The sequence below is a fragment of the Corallococcus sp. AB038B genome, from assembly GCF_003668955.1.
GTDB classification, from domain to species: Bacteria; Myxococcota; Myxococcia; order Myxococcales; family Myxococcaceae; genus Corallococcus; species Corallococcus exiguus.
This window is the reverse complement of the sequence record NZ_RAWO01000009.1, coordinates 95057-110522: the sequence shown is the minus strand read 5'-3', so window position 1 is coordinate 110522 and position 15466 is coordinate 95057. Positions and strand designations below refer to the sequence as shown.

At 71.0% G+C, this 15466-nt stretch carries 12 protein-coding genes; 4 read left to right on the top strand and 8 right to left on the bottom strand.

Going from position 1 to position 15466, the window contains the following annotated elements:
• Positions 1-10: 10 nt before the first annotated feature.
• Positions 11-2209: a lysophospholipid acyltransferase family protein gene (locus D7Y04_RS29160; RefSeq protein ID WP_121761405.1), complete on the bottom strand. Its 2199-nt coding sequence runs from the start codon at positions 2207-2209 to the stop codon at positions 11-13.
• Complete coding sequence (locus D7Y04_RS29155) at positions 2206-3177, bottom strand: SDR family oxidoreductase (protein WP_121761404.1); 972 nt, start codon at positions 3175-3177, stop codon at positions 2206-2208. The genes D7Y04_RS29160 and D7Y04_RS29155 overlap by 4 nt, the downstream gene beginning before the upstream one ends.
• 102 nt (positions 3178-3279) lie before the next feature.
• Between D7Y04_RS29155 and mutL the strand changes: the two genes are divergently transcribed.
• On the top strand, positions 3280-5163 hold the full coding sequence (gene mutL, locus D7Y04_RS29150; RefSeq protein ID WP_121761533.1) for a DNA mismatch repair endonuclease MutL: 1884 nt from the start codon (positions 3280-3282) through the stop codon (positions 5161-5163).
• Between the two features lie 4 nt (positions 5164-5167).
• On the opposite strand, the gene D7Y04_RS29145 is transcribed toward mutL, so the two are convergent.
• The gene (locus tag D7Y04_RS29145; RefSeq protein ID WP_121761403.1) at positions 5168-5593 is read right to left on the bottom strand and encodes a YciI family protein; all 426 of its coding nucleotides are present in this window, start codon (positions 5591-5593) and stop codon (positions 5168-5170) included.
• A 180-nt stretch (positions 5594-5773) separates the two neighbouring features.
• Here D7Y04_RS29145 and D7Y04_RS29140 point away from each other — a divergent pair, with 180 nt between their 5' ends.
• The 3 genes from D7Y04_RS29140 to D7Y04_RS29130 all read left to right on the top strand — a co-directional run bounded on the left by D7Y04_RS29140 (position 5774) and on the right by D7Y04_RS29130 (position 8272).
• Complete coding sequence (locus D7Y04_RS29140) at positions 5774-6508, top strand: hypothetical protein (RefSeq protein WP_121761402.1); 735 nt, start codon at positions 5774-5776, stop codon at positions 6506-6508.
• 131 nt (positions 6509-6639) lie between these two features.
• Positions 6640-7665: a tol-pal system YbgF family protein gene (locus D7Y04_RS29135; RefSeq protein ID WP_120593854.1), complete on the top strand. Its 1026-nt coding sequence runs from the start codon at positions 6640-6642 to the stop codon at positions 7663-7665.
• Positions 7666-7762: 97 nt separating this feature from the next.
• Complete coding sequence (locus D7Y04_RS29130; protein ID WP_171806606.1) at positions 7763-8272, top strand: hypothetical protein; 510 nt, start codon at positions 7763-7765, stop codon at positions 8270-8272.
• Positions 8273-8280: 8 nt separating this feature from the next.
• Here D7Y04_RS29130 and D7Y04_RS29125 read toward each other — a convergent pair whose 3' ends face one another.
• Genes D7Y04_RS29125 through D7Y04_RS29105 form a run of 5 tightly spaced genes read right to left on the bottom strand, consistent with a single transcriptional unit; the run spans position 8281 to position 15450 of the window.
• Entirely contained in the window at positions 8281-9918 is a 1638-nt protein-coding gene (locus D7Y04_RS29125) for a carboxypeptidase regulatory-like domain-containing protein (RefSeq protein ID WP_233601623.1), read from the bottom strand.
• Positions 9915-10499, bottom strand: a complete 585-nt coding sequence (locus tag D7Y04_RS29120) for a hypothetical protein (RefSeq protein ID WP_120575373.1) — start codon at positions 10497-10499, stop codon at positions 9915-9917. The genes D7Y04_RS29125 and D7Y04_RS29120 overlap by 4 nt, the downstream gene beginning before the upstream one ends.
• 19 nt (positions 10500-10518) lie before the next feature.
• The gene (locus tag D7Y04_RS29115) at positions 10519-12420 is read right to left on the bottom strand and encodes a sigma 54-interacting transcriptional regulator (RefSeq protein ID WP_121761400.1); all 1902 of its coding nucleotides are present in this window, start codon (positions 12418-12420) and stop codon (positions 10519-10521) included.
• Between the two features lie 22 nt (positions 12421-12442).
• On the bottom strand, positions 12443-13441 hold the full coding sequence (locus tag D7Y04_RS29110; protein ID WP_121761399.1) for a hypothetical protein: 999 nt from the start codon (positions 13439-13441) through the stop codon (positions 12443-12445).
• Positions 13438-15450 carry a serine/threonine-protein kinase gene (locus tag D7Y04_RS29105; RefSeq protein WP_120593859.1) on the bottom strand — a complete coding sequence of 671 codons (2013 nt, stop codon included), beginning with the start codon at positions 15448-15450 and terminating at the stop codon, positions 13438-13440. Before D7Y04_RS29105 ends, D7Y04_RS29110 begins: the two co-directional genes overlap by 4 nt.
• Between the last annotated feature and the right edge of the window lie 16 nt (positions 15451-15466).

The window sequence follows — 15466 nt, the reverse complement described above, 5'->3', positions numbered from 1 at the left end:
CCTTCAGCCTTCACCCCGTGAACACGGAGCGGCGCTCGCGCAGCAGGGCCTGGAGCATGCCCTGGATGGACTCGCGGGTGCGCTCGGTGAGCCGCTGCACTTCGCCCAGGTCGTCCGCGTCCTCCGGAGACAGGCCCTCCATGGTCAGCGGCTCGCCGAAGCGGATGGTCCACTTGGCGGGCAGCGGGCCCGGCGCGGTGAGCGGCAGCGACGGGAACCCGAGGAAGCCACCTGGGAGGCGGCCCAGCAGCGGAGACGTCTCCTCCGCGCCGACGATGGCCACCGGGACGATGGGCGCGCCCGTGCGCAGGGCCAGCTTCACGAAGCCGCCGCGGCCGAAGCGCTTGAGGCGGTAGCGCTCCGCGAACGGCTTGCTCGCGCCCTGGTAGCCCTCCGGGAAGACGACGAGCGGCCGGTGCTCGTCGAGCAGCCGCAGCGCGTTCTCCGGAGAGGCGCGCACGGCGCCCAGGCGGTTGAAGAGGGTGCCGAGCATGGGCGCGTGGAAGACCTGATCCTCCACCAGCCAGCGGGTCTCGAGCAGATCCGGGCGCTCTCGCAGGAGCGCCTGCGCCATCACCAGGCCGTCGTAGGGCAGGGCGCCGGAGTGGTTGGCGACGAGGATGGAGGCGCCGCGCGGCACCTGATCCACGCCCTCCACGGAGACGCGCCAGTACTGCTCGTAGAGGAAGTCGAGGACGGGCTGGAGGCTCTCCACCAGCCCCTCGTCCTTGCCGTAGTCGTCCAACCGGCTGCCGCCGCCAGCGCCCAGGCTGGTGCGCACGGCCTCCATCAGGCCGTGCATGGCGCCCACGGCGCGGCCCAGGCCGTCGCTCGCGAGCGCCTGGCCGGCGATCTCCTTCGCCAGCGAGAACATGCCCGCGGCGCGGCCCGCGAAGCCGGACGGCGGGGCCGATTCCTCCGGACGGTCGAAGGCCTGCGCGTCCCGCTCCGTTTCCTCCGGGAGGGGCACCTCGCCGTGGTCGCTCACCAGCGATAGGGGCCGGCGGCTGGGAGGCAGCTCGTCGTGGGTCTCGTCGGGCAGCTCCACCTCCGGCTCCACGTCCGTGGGGGCGGCGCCCTCGATGATGGAGACGGAGATGTGCACGCCATTCTCCTCGACGCGCTCGACGCCGGTGACCAGGTCGTCGTCCTCATCCGGGTCCTCCGGCGCGGACATGCCCTCCGGGTCGCGGCGCCAGGCGTCCGCGGTCCAGAGGTCCTCGGTGTCCTCGGGAGGAGGCACGTCCTTCGGGTCGCGGATCCAGGCGTCGCCAGGCCAGGCCTCATCGCCGTCGTCGTCCTGCGCATCGCCACCGCTGGCGGAGGACAGGGCGCGCTCCTCGGGGCTGATGGCGTGGCGGTCCATCACCTGGTCCACGGCGACGCCCGCGGTGGCCTCGGCAACCTGGGTCGCGATGGCGGTGGCGACCTGCCGCTCGGCGGCGTCGCCATTGCCGTCATCCAGCACCTGCCGCACGGCGGACTCGGCCACCTCGGCGACGAGCTCCGTCGCGAGGACGCGCTCGATATCTCGGTCCGGCTCCTTACGCCCCTCGAACAGCTCGTCCACGGCCGTCTTCGCCGCGGCCTCCGCCGCGTCCGACGCGAGGGCTTCCGTCAGCGCGCGGTCCACCTTGCGCTCCTGGGGACGCGAGCCGCGCACCTCGTCCGCGAGCACCTGGGGACGCGACGGCCGGGGCTCGGCGGCGGGGGCCGGCACGGAGGGCTCGCGCAGGGGCGAGACCTCCTCACCGGCGGGAGGCTGTCCCGAAGCGTGCACGGCGTCGTGGGCGCCAGGCCTCGCGGCCGGTGCCCCTCCCGAAGCGTGCGGGTCCTTCGCGGACGAACGCCCGTGCTTCGCTTCCGAGGCGTGCTCCACGTCGCGCGCGTCCTGCTCGTGCCTCGCGCTCCCGCGTCCGTCCGGGCGGGCCTCGAACATGTGGACCTTGGCGGCGGGCGTCTTCGGCGTCGCGGAGGCCTGCTTCGCCTCCGCGGCCTTGCCGCCCTTGGGCGCCTTCGCCTGGGCGCCGGACTTCGAAGCGCCACCCTTGGCGCTCTTCGCCTTGCCCGCTGACTTCGCACCCTTCGCGGACTTCGACGCCGCGGACTTCTTCGCGGCCTTCGGGTTGGCCGCGTCGTCCTTCACCTCGCCCGTGCGAGGCGCGGCGCCCCGCTGGAAGGGATCATTCCCGAGGACACCCTTGGTCATGACTGGCTCCTTCTGAGCGCCGAGGCGGCGTCCCTGACATGGTGGAGGGGCACGAACCCCAACGCGGACTCGGCGCGCTCCCCGTCCGCGACCCAGGAGTAATGCATGTAGTCGAGCAGGGCCACCGGCAACGTGCCCGCCCCCACCGCCCCGAGCGCGCGAAGTGCTCCACGAAACAACGGCCCCGGCAGGGGGAGCGGTTGCGCGCCCGCCTGGCGGATGAGCCCCGACAAAGGCAACACCCCGCGCCCCACGACGTTGAACTCTCCCGCCGCGTCCGCCCGCAGGGCCAGGTGCAGCGCCCGGCCCGCGTCGTCCTCGTGGATCGCCTGCCAGAGCGGGTCGAATCCCAGAAGCGTGGGCACCACCGCGTGAGACAGCAACCGCGTCGCCGGATTGTCCAGGCTCGGGCCGAGCAGGGGAGCGAACCGCAACACCAGCGTGCGGGTGTCGGGATTGCGCTCGCGGAACGCCCGCACCTGTCCCTCCACCTCCACCTTGTCGTTCACGAAACGGCTGTGCGGACAGCCGAACAGCGGGGAGCCCTCGCGCAGGAGCGCCGGGTTGTTGCCCCGCGCGCCGTACGTCACCGTCAGCGACGGCACCACCAGCCGGGGCAGCCGGGCGCGGCCCACCGCCGTCAGCACGTTCATGGTGCCAATGACTTCCAGTTCGTGCGCCAGCGGGCCGTTGAGGATGGGGCCGAAGAGGAACGCCAGGTGGAAGAGGGCGTCCACGGGGCGCTCGGTGAGCGCGTCCGTCAGCTCACCTTCCGCGTCGTAGCGGGTGAGGTCCACCCGGTGGAACTCCACCTTGCTCATCGGGTGGGGCTCCTTCGTGTCCAGCACGAGGATGCTCTCCACGCCGGGGTCCGCTTCCAGCCTCGGCAGGAGCAGCTTGCCGTAGTCGCCACTGGCGCCTGTCACCGCGATACGCATCGGGCCCTTGCCTGCTCGGATCACTTCCATTCGCAGGGGCGGGTGTTAGCCCAGCCGTCCAGGAATGTCAGCCGCGTGTGCCCGTGATGTTCTGGACAACGTCATCCAGGTGGCGGAGGGTGGTTGATCGCCATGTCCCGAATCGCGCGCCTGAGCGACGTGCTCATCAACAAGATCGCCGCCGGCGAGGTGGTGGAGCGCCCCGCCTCCGTGGTGAAGGAGCTGTGCGAGAACTCGCTCGACGCCGGGGCCCGCACCGTGCGCGTGGAGCTGGAGGCCGGGGGCGTGGGCCGCATCACCATCTCCGACGATGGCCACGGCATGAGCCGCGAGGACGCCACGCTCTGCCTGGAGCGCCACGCCACCAGCAAGCTGCGCGAACTGGACGACCTCTTCCACATCGACTCCATGGGGTTCCGGGGCGAGGCCATCCCCGCCATCGCCTCCGTGTCCCGCTTCACGCTGCACACCGCGGAGCCGGACGCGCACGAGGGCACCCAGGTCATGGTGGAGGGCGGCGGCCCGCCCACGGTGGAGGCCGCGCCGCCCCGCGTGGGCACGGTCATCACCATCGAGGACCTGTTCTTCAACGTGCCCGCGCGCCGCAAGTTCATGCGCCAGGGCGCCACCGAGCTCAAGCACTGCGAGGAGGCCGTGGTGCGCCTGGCGCTCGCGCACCCGGAGGTCGGCTTCTTCGCCTCGCACGAGGGCAACGAGCTCTTCTCCAGCCCCGCCGCCGAACATGATCCGCGCGAGCGCATCGCCGCGGCCCTGGGCCCCGCGTCCTTCCCGCACCTGTTCCCGGTGGAGGAGCGCCGGCTGGGCGTCGTCGTCACGGGCTACCTCGCGTCGCCGGAGTACACGCTGCCCAACGCGCGCGGCCTCTACACCCTCGTCAACCGCCGCTACATCCGCGACCGTGGCCTCATCAGCACCGTGCAGCGCGCGTTCCAGGACTTCCTGCCCGCGGGCCGTCAGCCGGTGGTGGTGCTGCACATCGACGTGGAGCCCGCCGCGGTGGACGTCAACGTGCACCCGCAGAAGATGGAGGTGCGCTTCGCGGACGCCCGAGGCGTGCAGGACGCGATCAGCGCCGCCCTCTCACGCGTGCTGCGCGCGGCCCCGTGGCTGGGTTCGCCGGAAGAGCAGGCCGCGAACCCCCAGCCCCGGGACGCCGCGCACTACGCGCACGCCGTGGAGCGCTTCCTCACCCGCGCGCAGGAGGCCACCTGGGGCGCGCCGCTGCCCACCGCGATGGACGCTCCGGGCCCCGGCGGCTCCACGCCCGCGCGCCCGCTGACGCCGTCCTATTTCTCGCCGAACGGTGGAGCGCAGGGAAGTGCGTTCCCCGGTCCGTTCCAGGGCCCCCAGGTGCCGGGCCGCACGCTTGGGTTCGGTGAGGCCCAGCCGCAGCTCAACGAAGCGCCGCCTCCGGGCTACTTCGCGGCGCTGCGCCCCATGGGCCTGTTGGGCAGCCGCTTCCATGTCTGCGAGGGCCCCGGCGGCACGCTGGTGGTGCTGGACCCTCACGCCGCGCTGGAGCGCGCGCGCCTCACCGCGTACCTGCGCCGGTTGGAGGACGAGACGAAGGCGCCGCCGCCATCGCTGTTCGGCACCACGGTGGACCTGTCCCTGGCGGCGGTAAAGGCGCTGGTGGACGGCCGCGAGGCGCTGCTCAAGCTAGGCGTGGACGTGGAGCCCTTCGGAGGCACGGCGCTCGCGCTCAAGTCGGTGCCGGCGGGCCTGGAGGGCGTGGATCCCCGCGCACTTCTGGAAGCCCTGTCGCGCGCGTTGCCTCCGCGCAGCGCTCCGCTGGACGTGACGAGCCTGGCGGAGGCCGTGCGCGTGATGGCCTGTCACGCCGCGCGGCGCGCATCGTCTTCGCCGCTCACCGACGCGCAGCTGCGCGCGCTGTTGGGCGAGTTGGATCGCGCGGACTTCACCCCCCCGTGCACGCACGGCACGGTGGTGGTGTTGGAGATGCCGCTGCTGGAGCTGGAGCGGCGCGCTCGCTGACGGCTCAGGCCTTGGCCTTCGCCTCGACCTGCACGCGCAGCGCCTCCTCCTTCGCGCGCAGCTCGCCCGTGGGGTCGCTTTCCGCGAAGTCCTCGGCGGAGGCCACCTGGCGGATCTCCACCTCGCCCTCCTTGAAGGGGATGCGGCGCGCCCAGGCGATGGCCTCCTCGCGCGACTTCACCTCGATGATCCAGAAGCCGGCGACCAGCTCCTTCGTCTCGGAGAAGGGGCCATCCGTCACCGTGGTGCCCTTGGTGGAGAACGCGACGCGGGCGCCCTTGGAGCTGGGATGCAGCCCTTCACCCGCGAGCAGGATGCCGGCCTTCACCAGCTCCTCGTTGTACTTGCCCATCTCGGTCAGCTCCTCCGTGGAGGGCATGCGACCGGTCTCGCTGTCGCTGTTGGCCTTGACGATCATCATGAAGCGCATGGGGAGTTCTCCTGGAACGTCGGGTTCAAAATGGCGACGAATGGTAGGGCGCGAAATCGACACGGTGGGGGGCGGCCGGAAAATTGACGCGGCATGGCCCCCGGATACGGTGTGCGACACGCCTGTAGCACCGGGCCGCGAGCGCCCGTGCCGGCAGAAAGCCCCGGGATCCGCGCCTTGATGCTCCGCCGTCTGCCGCTCGTCTTCGCCCTCGTCGCCGCGCCAGCCCTCGCCCTTGCCCAGGATGACGGCGATTGGAGCGCGGGGCGGGCTCCCGCCAATTTGGACGGCGTGGGCCGCATCACCGTGCAGGCCGGCTACCGGCTCACCTCCAACGGCACGCTCTACGACGCCTGGTATGGGACCAAGGGGCCAGGCAACGGCCTGGAGCGCGCGCCGGAGTCCTCGGGGGGGCCCTTCGGCGCGGCCTCGTTCGCGTACGCGGTGTCGGACCTGGTGGAGGTGGGCATCGACCTGTTTGGCACCGCGCAGAACCTGCGCCTGTCCGAGCCCGGCGCGGACGGCACCGTGTTCCGCAAGGTCAGCACCGTGTCGTACGGCGCGCTCCTCGGGCTGCGCTTTCAGGGCGTGCTCGACATCGGGCCGCAGGGGTTGGTGCCCTTCGCGGGCGTGCTCACGGGGCCCACGGTCGTCTCCTCGACGCGCGAGGGCTCGTCCATCAAGGAGAACGTCACCCAGGCCTGGGTGGGCTCGCTCGGCGCCACGCTTCGCCTGTCCGCGGAGTGGGGTATCACCGCTGAATACCGCTTCATGTTCCTGCGCGGCCCCGTGGAGTCCCCGGACGCGGTGAAGTGGCCCGGGCCCTTCAGTTTCAGCCACGGAGGCAATTGGTTCGCGCTCGGCGTGACGTATACGTTCCCGCCGAATCCGTCCCGTCCCATCGCCTCGTTCTAGAGGCCTGGGAAAGTTCCAACACGAAAGCAGGCGAGCGCGCGGAGCAGGGACTTTCGGGGAATGGTGGCCACCAAGGGCCCTGTTTGGGAGCGGAAAAAGAACCCGCCCCTCATCCCGGAGAGTCCCCTAGCATGCGTGAGTCGGCCGAAGTCATTTCCGGTCCCAGGAAGATGTCCATGCCCCCCTCTGAACAGCCGAAGACTGACCTCGAGAAGGAGCTCTCCGAGCTCCGCCGCGAGGTCATCGAGTCGCGCAACCTCGTCATCAAGACGGACAACCTGCTCAAGAACCTCCATGCGGAGGTGAAGGCGGTGGGCAAGCGTCACGAGGACTTCCAGAAGCGGCAGTGGATCTCCTCGGCGGTGGCTTACGCGCTCTTCGCGATTCTGGCGGTCGGTGGCGCGGTGCTGGTGAACGGCGCGCGCAGTTCCAGCAACACCAACGAGCGCGAGCGGTTGGAGAAGCAGGTCGCGGACCTCTCCGGGCAGCTGGAGAAGCAGCGCACGGACACGACGGCGCACCTGACGGCCCAGCGCGCCGCGAACGAAGTCTACAAGATGATGACCACGCTGCCGGGCGACGAGCGCCTCAAGGGCATCGACGCGCTGGTGAAGCTGGACACGCAGAAGCTGTCCTCGCTGGAGCGCCAGGCCCTCAACGACCGCGCCGCCATCCTGCGCCGCGAGACGGGCGACGCCGCCTTCGAGCGCGGGAAGATCGCCTTCCGCAAGAACGAGATGAACGCCGTGGTGGAGGACCTGTCGCGCTTCCTGGCCATGAACCCGGCCGAGGCAGAGGCGCTGGACGCGTCCTTCTTCCTGGGCACCGCCTACAACCAGCTGCGTCAGCACGAGAAGGCCGTGCCGCTGCTGGCCCGCTTCGTGGAAGGCGACAAGAAGTCCAAGACGCGTGACTACGCCATGCTGCTGCTCGCCCAGTCGTACCAGGAGACGGGCGCGTTCGATAAGGCGGCGGACACGGTGCGTGACGCGCTGGCCACGTACCCGGCCACCCAGTACCTGACGCAGTTCCGCGGCCGGCTGAACTCCGCCAAGCGCGCCGCCGCCGGTGGTGACGCCGCCGCGGTGCCCGCCGCCGCCCCTGCCGCAGCGCCCCAGGCCGCTCCGGCCGTGGCCGCCCCCGCCGCGGGCCAGTAGTCCCCACACCGCCGCCGTCCGGCCAGGGTTCGCCTTCCGGACGGTGTGCAAGGGAAGCATTGCCACCCGGGGTCCAGGGTCGTAAGACCTGGGCCCCGTGTCCGCTCCCGACTCGCAGAAAGACCCCCGCTTCCGCCGCTACCGTGGCGCCGCGTACGCGGTCCACATCACGCTGGCCTCGCTGGTCTCGCTGTGGATGATCTGGAACGTGGGGCACTCCGTCGCGGCGATGACGCCCGCGAGGCCCCCGGCCGTGACGCCACCGCTCACCGTGCGCGAATGCCTGGACGCCGCGGACGCGCACTGGAAGGACCTGGAGTCCGAGCGCGAGAAGCTCGTGCACGTCCTCCCCGCACGCAAGGTCGACCAGGAGTGGATGCGCTTCCGCACGGACTGGCTGACGCGCGTGCGCAAGTCCGAGTCCGAGTGCGCCCTGGAGTCGAGGGATCCGGCGCGCGTGGAGCTGCGCTCCGTGTACCGCCACCTCACGCGGGTGCAGGACCTCTACACCATCCACGCGGTGCAGTACGCGGGCGAGGTGGGCGGCGCGGTGGACGCGCTGCACGCCGCCTTCGACACCGCGCGCCGCAAGGACAGCGGCCGGTAGTCACGGCTTCAGCGCGTGGGCAGCACGGTGGAGTAGCGCCCCGTGCTGTCGGACACCGTCTGCGCCAGCAGGATGGACTCCGGCCGTCCTCCCACCGTCACCACGCGGAAGAAGCGCACGGACGCGTTCGCCGCGATTCCGTCCGGCGCCAGCGCGGGGTCCGGGGGCAGGGTGATGCGGCCGCTCAACGAACGGCCCCGTGACAGCGTGAAGGCCGCCAGCGTCATCACCTCTGAATCGGCGGTGCCGGCCGGCACGGTGACGAAGCGGCTGACGCGCGGCAGGTTCTCCCCAGGCAGGAAGTCCAGCCGGTACTCGCCCGGATCCAGGGCCAGCGCGAAGTTGCCGTCGCTGCTGGTGGTGAGGGGCGACTCGAAGCCCAGGGGCGGCTGCGGATAGCCTTCGAGCGCCCCCACCGGCTCCACCACGACGCGCACGCCCGACGCCGGGCCGGTGCCCTCCGGGTTCTTCACGCTGCCCACCACCGTCATTCGCTCCGGGCACGTCACGTCTGGCAGCACCGTGTCCACCGCCGCCACCGCCACCTGCTGGGGCGTCAGACGCGAGGACGAGCTGGGCGGCGGGACGATGACCAGCGTGAGTGGGGACTCCGCGACGCCGGGCAGGGACGTGAGCTGGTAGCGCCCCTGCGCGTCCGTCAGCACCGGCACGCCCTTGAAGGTGCCACCGCCGGCCACTCGGCCCTGGAGCGACACGCGCGCGCCGGCCATGGGCGTCTGGCCGTTCATCTCCAGCACGCGGCCCTCCACCGTCACGGCCGCGCCGGGGTCGCCCAGCTCCAGCGGGATGGGGAGGATGGTGGACGGATCCACCACGAAGGTCTTCCAGGGCACCAGGTCCCCGGCGTTCACGGGCGTCGCGCGCACGAGCACCGTGGCGCGCCGGGCGTCATCCGCGCCCAGCACCAACTGGAACGCGCCCGTGTCGCGGGCCACGCGGGCGCGTTGGGACAGCGGGCGCAGGGACTCATCCAGCACCTGCACCTCCATGTCCGCGTCCACCCGCTTCGAACCCTGGAGCATCAGCGTCCCGGTCACCGTCACCACGCGCGACGCGGTGGGCAGGTCGAAGGCCACCATGCCGCCCGACGAGGGATCCACGAAGGCATCGCGCGACAGCGGCGGCAGGGACGGGTCCACCGGCGTGAGCGTCACGGTGTACTGGCCACTGCCCACGGGCAGCACCCACGCGCCGTCGTCCGGGGTGAGCGTCGTCTCGTAGCGCCGCGCCACGCCCGGGATGAGGCGGCTGTCGCCCGTGGCCAGCAGGTGGATGGGGGCGCGGTAGGGGACGGGCTCGGTGCCACCGTCCTCCGTGGCGGTGGCGCCGCGCGTGACGGTGCCCGTCAGGCGCACGGGGCTGAAGAGCTCCAGGTTCTGCTCGGCCCGCAGCCGGTCCACCGGGAAGTCCTGCGCGAGCAGGCCCGCCTTGGGATGGGGCTGCACCTCCACGACGATGTCGCCGCCGGGGTTGCCGCAGCCGTCCACGAAGCACACCTGGCCGGCGGCGCACTCCGCGTCGGAGCGGCACACCAGCTGCTCCGGGGGCGGCTCGTCATCCAGGAAGCCGCACCCGGCCCCGGTCAGCCCGAGCGCCAGCGCCAGGGCCCGGAGCGCGCGCCTCACTGGCAGTCCCCCGCCACCGTGTTCACCACCCACGCGTACGAAGTGACGAAGCCCGGGTTCTTCACCACGCCGCCGTCCGCGAGGATGACTTCGTCCGGAGGATCCGGCTGGCGGTTGGTGAGGTGCCGGTCGGTGACGAACGCCTCGATGAGGTGGATGCCCGGCGGGGCCAGCGGGTTGTTGGCCGAGCGCAGGTCCATGCGCAGCGTGCCGCGGTCGTCACGGCGAGGCTGGCCGGTGTTGGCGAGGACGATCTGCCGGTAGTAGCCCGTGGGGTTGGACGGGTTGTAGTCCACGTACCACTCCACGGTGATGCGGTCGTCGACGTCCAGGTCCTCCACCACCACGTTGAAGTCCTGGGTGCAGCTGCCCACGCCGAAGGCGCGCAGGATGCGCTCGGAGGGCTCCACCTGCTCCTCCACGATGCGGGGCGGCCGGTTCCTGAACTCGGGCAGGCTCTCCAGCAGCGCCACGTCCTGGGGGATGAGGCACCCGGAGCCCGTCGCGAGCGCCGCGAGCCCCAGGGCCGTCACCAACGGCTGGAGGATGCCCCGGGACTGTCGCGTCGCGTGACGGTGCATGGCGTGGCTTGAGGGAACGCTATAGCAGTTCCTCGTTCTCCTCGGGAGGAAGCGGACCGCCCGTCTTCTCCGCCTCCAGTTTCTCCAGGTGGCGGAAGATGGTGCGGGGGTCCACGCCCAGGTCCTTGGCCGTCTTGGTGCGGTTGCCGTTGTTCCGGGCGAGGACTTCGTTGATGTAACGCTTCTGGAACTCTTCCTTCGCCTGGAGCAGCGGCATGATGGGCTCCAGGTTCTCCGGCTTGAGGTCCAGGTCGTCCGCGCCGAGCAGCGGCTTGTCCGCCAGCACGACCGCCTTCTTCAGGCGGTTCTCCAGCTCCCGGATGTTGCCCGGCCAGCCGTACTTCTTCATCGACACGGCTGCCGCGGGCGTGAAACCGCGCGCCTTGGAGTTGAACTCGCGCGCGTACTTCTGGAGGAAGAAGCGGCCCAGGACGATGACGTCCTCGCCGCGCTCGCGCAGGGGCGGCAACTTCACGGTGACGACGTTGAGCCGGTAGTAGAGATCCTCGCGGAACGTGTTCCGCTTCACCTCGTCCTCCAGGATCTTGTTCGTCGCGGCCACCACGCGGATGTCCACCGCCTCGCCGCGGTTCTCGCCGACCTTGTAGACAATCTTGTCCTGGAGCGCGCGCAGCAGCTTCACCTGGAGCTGGAGCGGCATCTCGCCGATTTCGTCCAGGAAGAGCGTGCCGCCGATGGCCGCCTGGAACTTGCCGGGCCGCGTGGCCACCGCGCCGGTGAAGGCGCCCTTGGCGTGACCGAACAGCTCGCTCTCCAGCAGGTTCTCCGGGATGGCGCCGCAGTTCACCGTGATGAACGGGCCCTTGGTGCGCGGCGAGCGGCGGTGGACCTCCCGGGCGATGAGCTCCTTGCCGGTGCCCGTCTCGCCCGTAATCAACACGGAGATGTCCGTGGGCGCGATCTTGTCGATGCGCTTGTACACGTCCCGCATGCCCTGACACGCGCCCACGATGTCGCCGTAGCGCTGGTCCTCCAGCTTGCGGCGCAGCTCCGTGTTGTCGAGCTTGAGGTCATTCACGAGCAGCGCGTTCTGCAAGAGCAGGGACGCCTGCGCCGCGAACACGGTGAGCATGTCCATGCTCTTGGGCTCGAAGCGGTTCACCAGCCGGTCGTTGCCCACGTAGAGCACGCCGAACAGGTCGCCCTTGTGCATCACCGGCACGCACATGACGGAGTGGACCTTGAGGTTCACCACGGACTCGCTGGCCTTGAACTCCGGCGCGTCCAGCGCGTCCGCGACGATGATGGCCTTCTGGTCCTTCACCACCTTCGCGATGATGGAGTCGGACAGCTTCTCCACCGCGTCCTCGATGTTCTCCCGGGCCACGTTGCGCGCGGCCTTCACGCGAGGCTCGCCGCTCTCCATCAGGATGAGGAAGCCCTTGTCGGCGCGGGTGACCTCGATGGCCTCGTCCAGCAGGCTCTCCAGGATGCGGTCCACGTCGTAGCTGCCGAAGAGCCGCTCGCTGAACGCGGTGAGCCGCTTGAGCAGCACCAGCTCGCGGCCCACCACGCCGGGCAGCTCCGCCGTGTGCGAATCCGACGAGGCCGTGGCGGGGGAGGGGAGGAGGGACACCTCGCGCTCGGGCACCTCGCGGCGCACGGGCTCGCGGGGGGCGTCCTCGCGGGAGAAGGTCAGCTCGGTGCCGCCGACCTTGACTACGTCACCGGTGGCGAGCGCGTGATTGTCGCGCCGCTTGCCGTTGACGTGGAAGGTGGCGCCCAGGCTGCCCACTTCGTAGCGGGAGCCGTCGAAGGTGACGTGCAGGGCGTTGGAGGGGACGCTGGCGTCCTCCAGTGGCACGTCGTTGTCGGATCCCCGCCCCAGGCTGGTGATGCGCTTGAGCAGGGAGACCGTGCGGACCTTTCCATCGGGGGTGCGAACGGTGAGGCTGGCCATGGGTGGACTTTGGGGTTCGGGGCTAGAACGTGAGGGAGAAGCCGGCGCCCAGCCCACCACGGGTGGAGTACAGCCGCACGCGCGGCGGCGCGGCCTGGGAGACGGGAGGAGAGGGCTTCGGTTCGGGGCGGGACTCGACGGTGGTGCTGGTCACCACCTGGTCCTCGTGGTGGTAGACGGCGTCCACCACGCCCAGGGTGTAGACGGTGTAGAAGCCGGTGGCGGACGCGAGCTTGAGCAGCTGCCAGGTGTCCGCCTGCCGGGCGCGGTCCGTGGGGATGTAGCGCACCGGGATGGACGCGCGACCGTCCTCGTCCAGCACGTTGTCCAGGTTGATGAGCCGCTCCTCGAAGAGCGAGTCGTATGCGAAAAACGCGATGATGCTGGTGATGGCCAGCACGCCTTCTGTCGCGGCGAAGGCGATGCCCATGCCGTTGCGGCCCTGTTGGAACTGGCCGGCGCCGAACGGGACGAAGTTGACCAGGAAGTTGTGCTTCTCCACGGTGCGCACGGTGACCTGACGGGCCAGTTCCTCCGCGCGGCGGCGCTGCGTCTCCAGGGCGACGCGCTCCTGTTCCCGGCGCTCCTGTTCGGTCTTCTCGCGCTCCACGCGCAGGCGCTGTTCCTGGCGGAGGAACTCGCGCTCGCCGGACATCTGGTTCTTGAGGTCCTCGAAGTAGGCGACGGCCGGGGGCGGGACGACGAAGGGGTCCAGGCTGAAGTCGGGATCCAACCGGAGCACGGCGCGCAGGTGGCGCTCGGCGTCGTCCGTCTTGTTGAGGTTGAAGGCGGACAGGCCCGCGAGCTTGTGCAGCTCCACCAGGTCCTCTTCGGGCAGGTCGCCCCGGTCGATGCGCTGACCGGCGCGCTCCAGCACCTCCGCGTACTTGCCGTATTCGAACGACGAGCGCAGCGCTGCGACCTCCGGATCCGCGCCCATGGGGATCTGGGCGCGCGCGGACGCGGGGCCGAGCAGGGCGGCCAGCAGGAGGACGACGAGAAGCAGCGGGCCTCGGCTCATTCGGGCGCCAGGCTCCCGCGCAGGGTGGTGGGCTTGCCGGGCTCCAGCAGGACGACGCGCTTCTCGGTCTTGTAGCCGGGGGAGGAGATCTCCACCTCCACGCGGTGCTGGAAGCTGGCGGGGCCTCGGGGGGAGCGGATGTCGAAGGGGTGCTGGAGGCTGTCGTTCGCGGCGCGCTCCACGTCGCCCACGCGCACGGTGGCGTCCGGCGGTTGGTAGTCCATGGCCAGCTGCGAGGCCTTCAGCTGGGCGCGCAGGCGGAAGACATTCTCGCGGTCCGGCTTCACGTCGATGGTCTCCGTGGCGTCCTCGCAGTAGTCGCAGGAGACGATGATGGTGTGCTCGCCAGGGGACAGCTGCACGTCGTGCTGCGCGAGCTGCTTCGTGCCCGCGGGGCCGCCGTCCACGCGGATGGAGCCGTAGGGGCGCACGAGGATGGACACGGGGAGCTTGCCGTTGCGCGCGGGCTTGGAGTCGTCCTGCGGGTCGAGGCTGGCGACCACCGTGGGGCGCGAGGGCGTGCGATCCGGAGGGGAGGGGACGCGAGGGTTGAGGTCGGTGGGAGGCAGGAGCGCGTCTCGGCCGGGCGTGCCCGTACCGGTGGGACGCGGGCCCGTGGCCTGCGTGCCCTGAGGGGTGCCCGTACCGTCGGACGAACCCGCCGTGCCGCCCGTGCCCTGGCCGCCGTGAAGGGGGCCCGTACCGTCGGGCGAACCCGTCGCGCCACCGGTGCCCTGCGCGCCGTTGAGGGCGCCCGTGCCCTGCGTACCGCCAGCCGCGGACTGGGAACCCGGGGTCTTCGAGCCCTCGGCGCGCGGATCCTCCGTCTGCACCTTCGGAGTCTCGGGCGCGCTCGCGTTCATCTGGTACAGCTGCCAGCCGCCCAGCCCCAAAGCGAGCGCCACGCCCGCCGCGATGCCCGCGCGGATGCCGCGCCTGCGCCACGTGCGCCGCCGCTGCTGACGCTGGATGCCCTTGAGCAGTCTCAGCGCCCGTTCATTCGTCGCGTCCAGCGCGAGCACGTGATTGAGACACGCCAGCGCGCGCGGCGTCCGCTTCTCCGCGAGCTGCCGCTCCCCACGCTCCAGCAGCGCCGCGACGATGCGCTGGCGCGCGAGCCGCTGGTACGACGGCGGATCCGCGAAGAACGAAATCAGCTCCTCTCCCACGCGAGAGAACCCGAGCCCCGCGAGCGCATCCGCCAGCGCGTCGCGCAGCTTCCCCGCGTTCGGGTAGCGCCGCGCAGGGTCGCGCTGGAGGCACGTCGCGCAGATCTCCGCCAGCTCATCCGACAGCGCGGGCACGCGGCGGCGCGGGTCTTCATACGCTCCATCCAGGATGCGCTTGAGCGTCGCCGTGGTGTTCGACGCGGTGAAGGGCAGGCGGCCCGTCATCAGCGCGTAGAACATGATCCCCAGGCTGAAGACGTCCGCCTCCGGCCCGGCCTCCAGGCCCTCGATGATCTCCGGCGACATGTGCGCGGGCGAACCCACCAGCGCGCCGGTCACCGTCATCCGGTCCTCGATGTCCAGCAGTCGCGCGATGCCGAAGTCCATGAGCTTGAGGACCCCGTCCTCGCGCACCATGACGTTCTCCGGCTTCAGGTCGCGGTGGATGACGCCCGCTTCGTGCGCGTGCGCCAGCGCCGCCGCCAGCTCGTGGATGATCATCGCCGCCAGCTCCGGCGGCTCCAGCGGGCCTTCATCCAGGTACGTCTTGAGCGTCCGGCCGCGGATGTACTCGGTGACGATGAAGGCGTCGTGCGCCTCCGCCGAGGAGAAGTCGAACACCTCCAGGATGTTGGGGTGGTGCAGCTTCGCCACCGCGCGGGCCTCGCGTGCCAGGCGGCGACGCGACTCGTCCTTGCCGGCCAGGTGCGGGTGCAGCACCTTCACCGCGACTTCACGGTCCAGGGCCGTGTCCAGGCCCTTGTACACGACGCTCATGCCCCCGGAGCCCAGCTCCTCCAGGATGCGATAGCGACCGATATGGCGGCCGACGAGCGTCATGGCGTTAGCGCGCGCA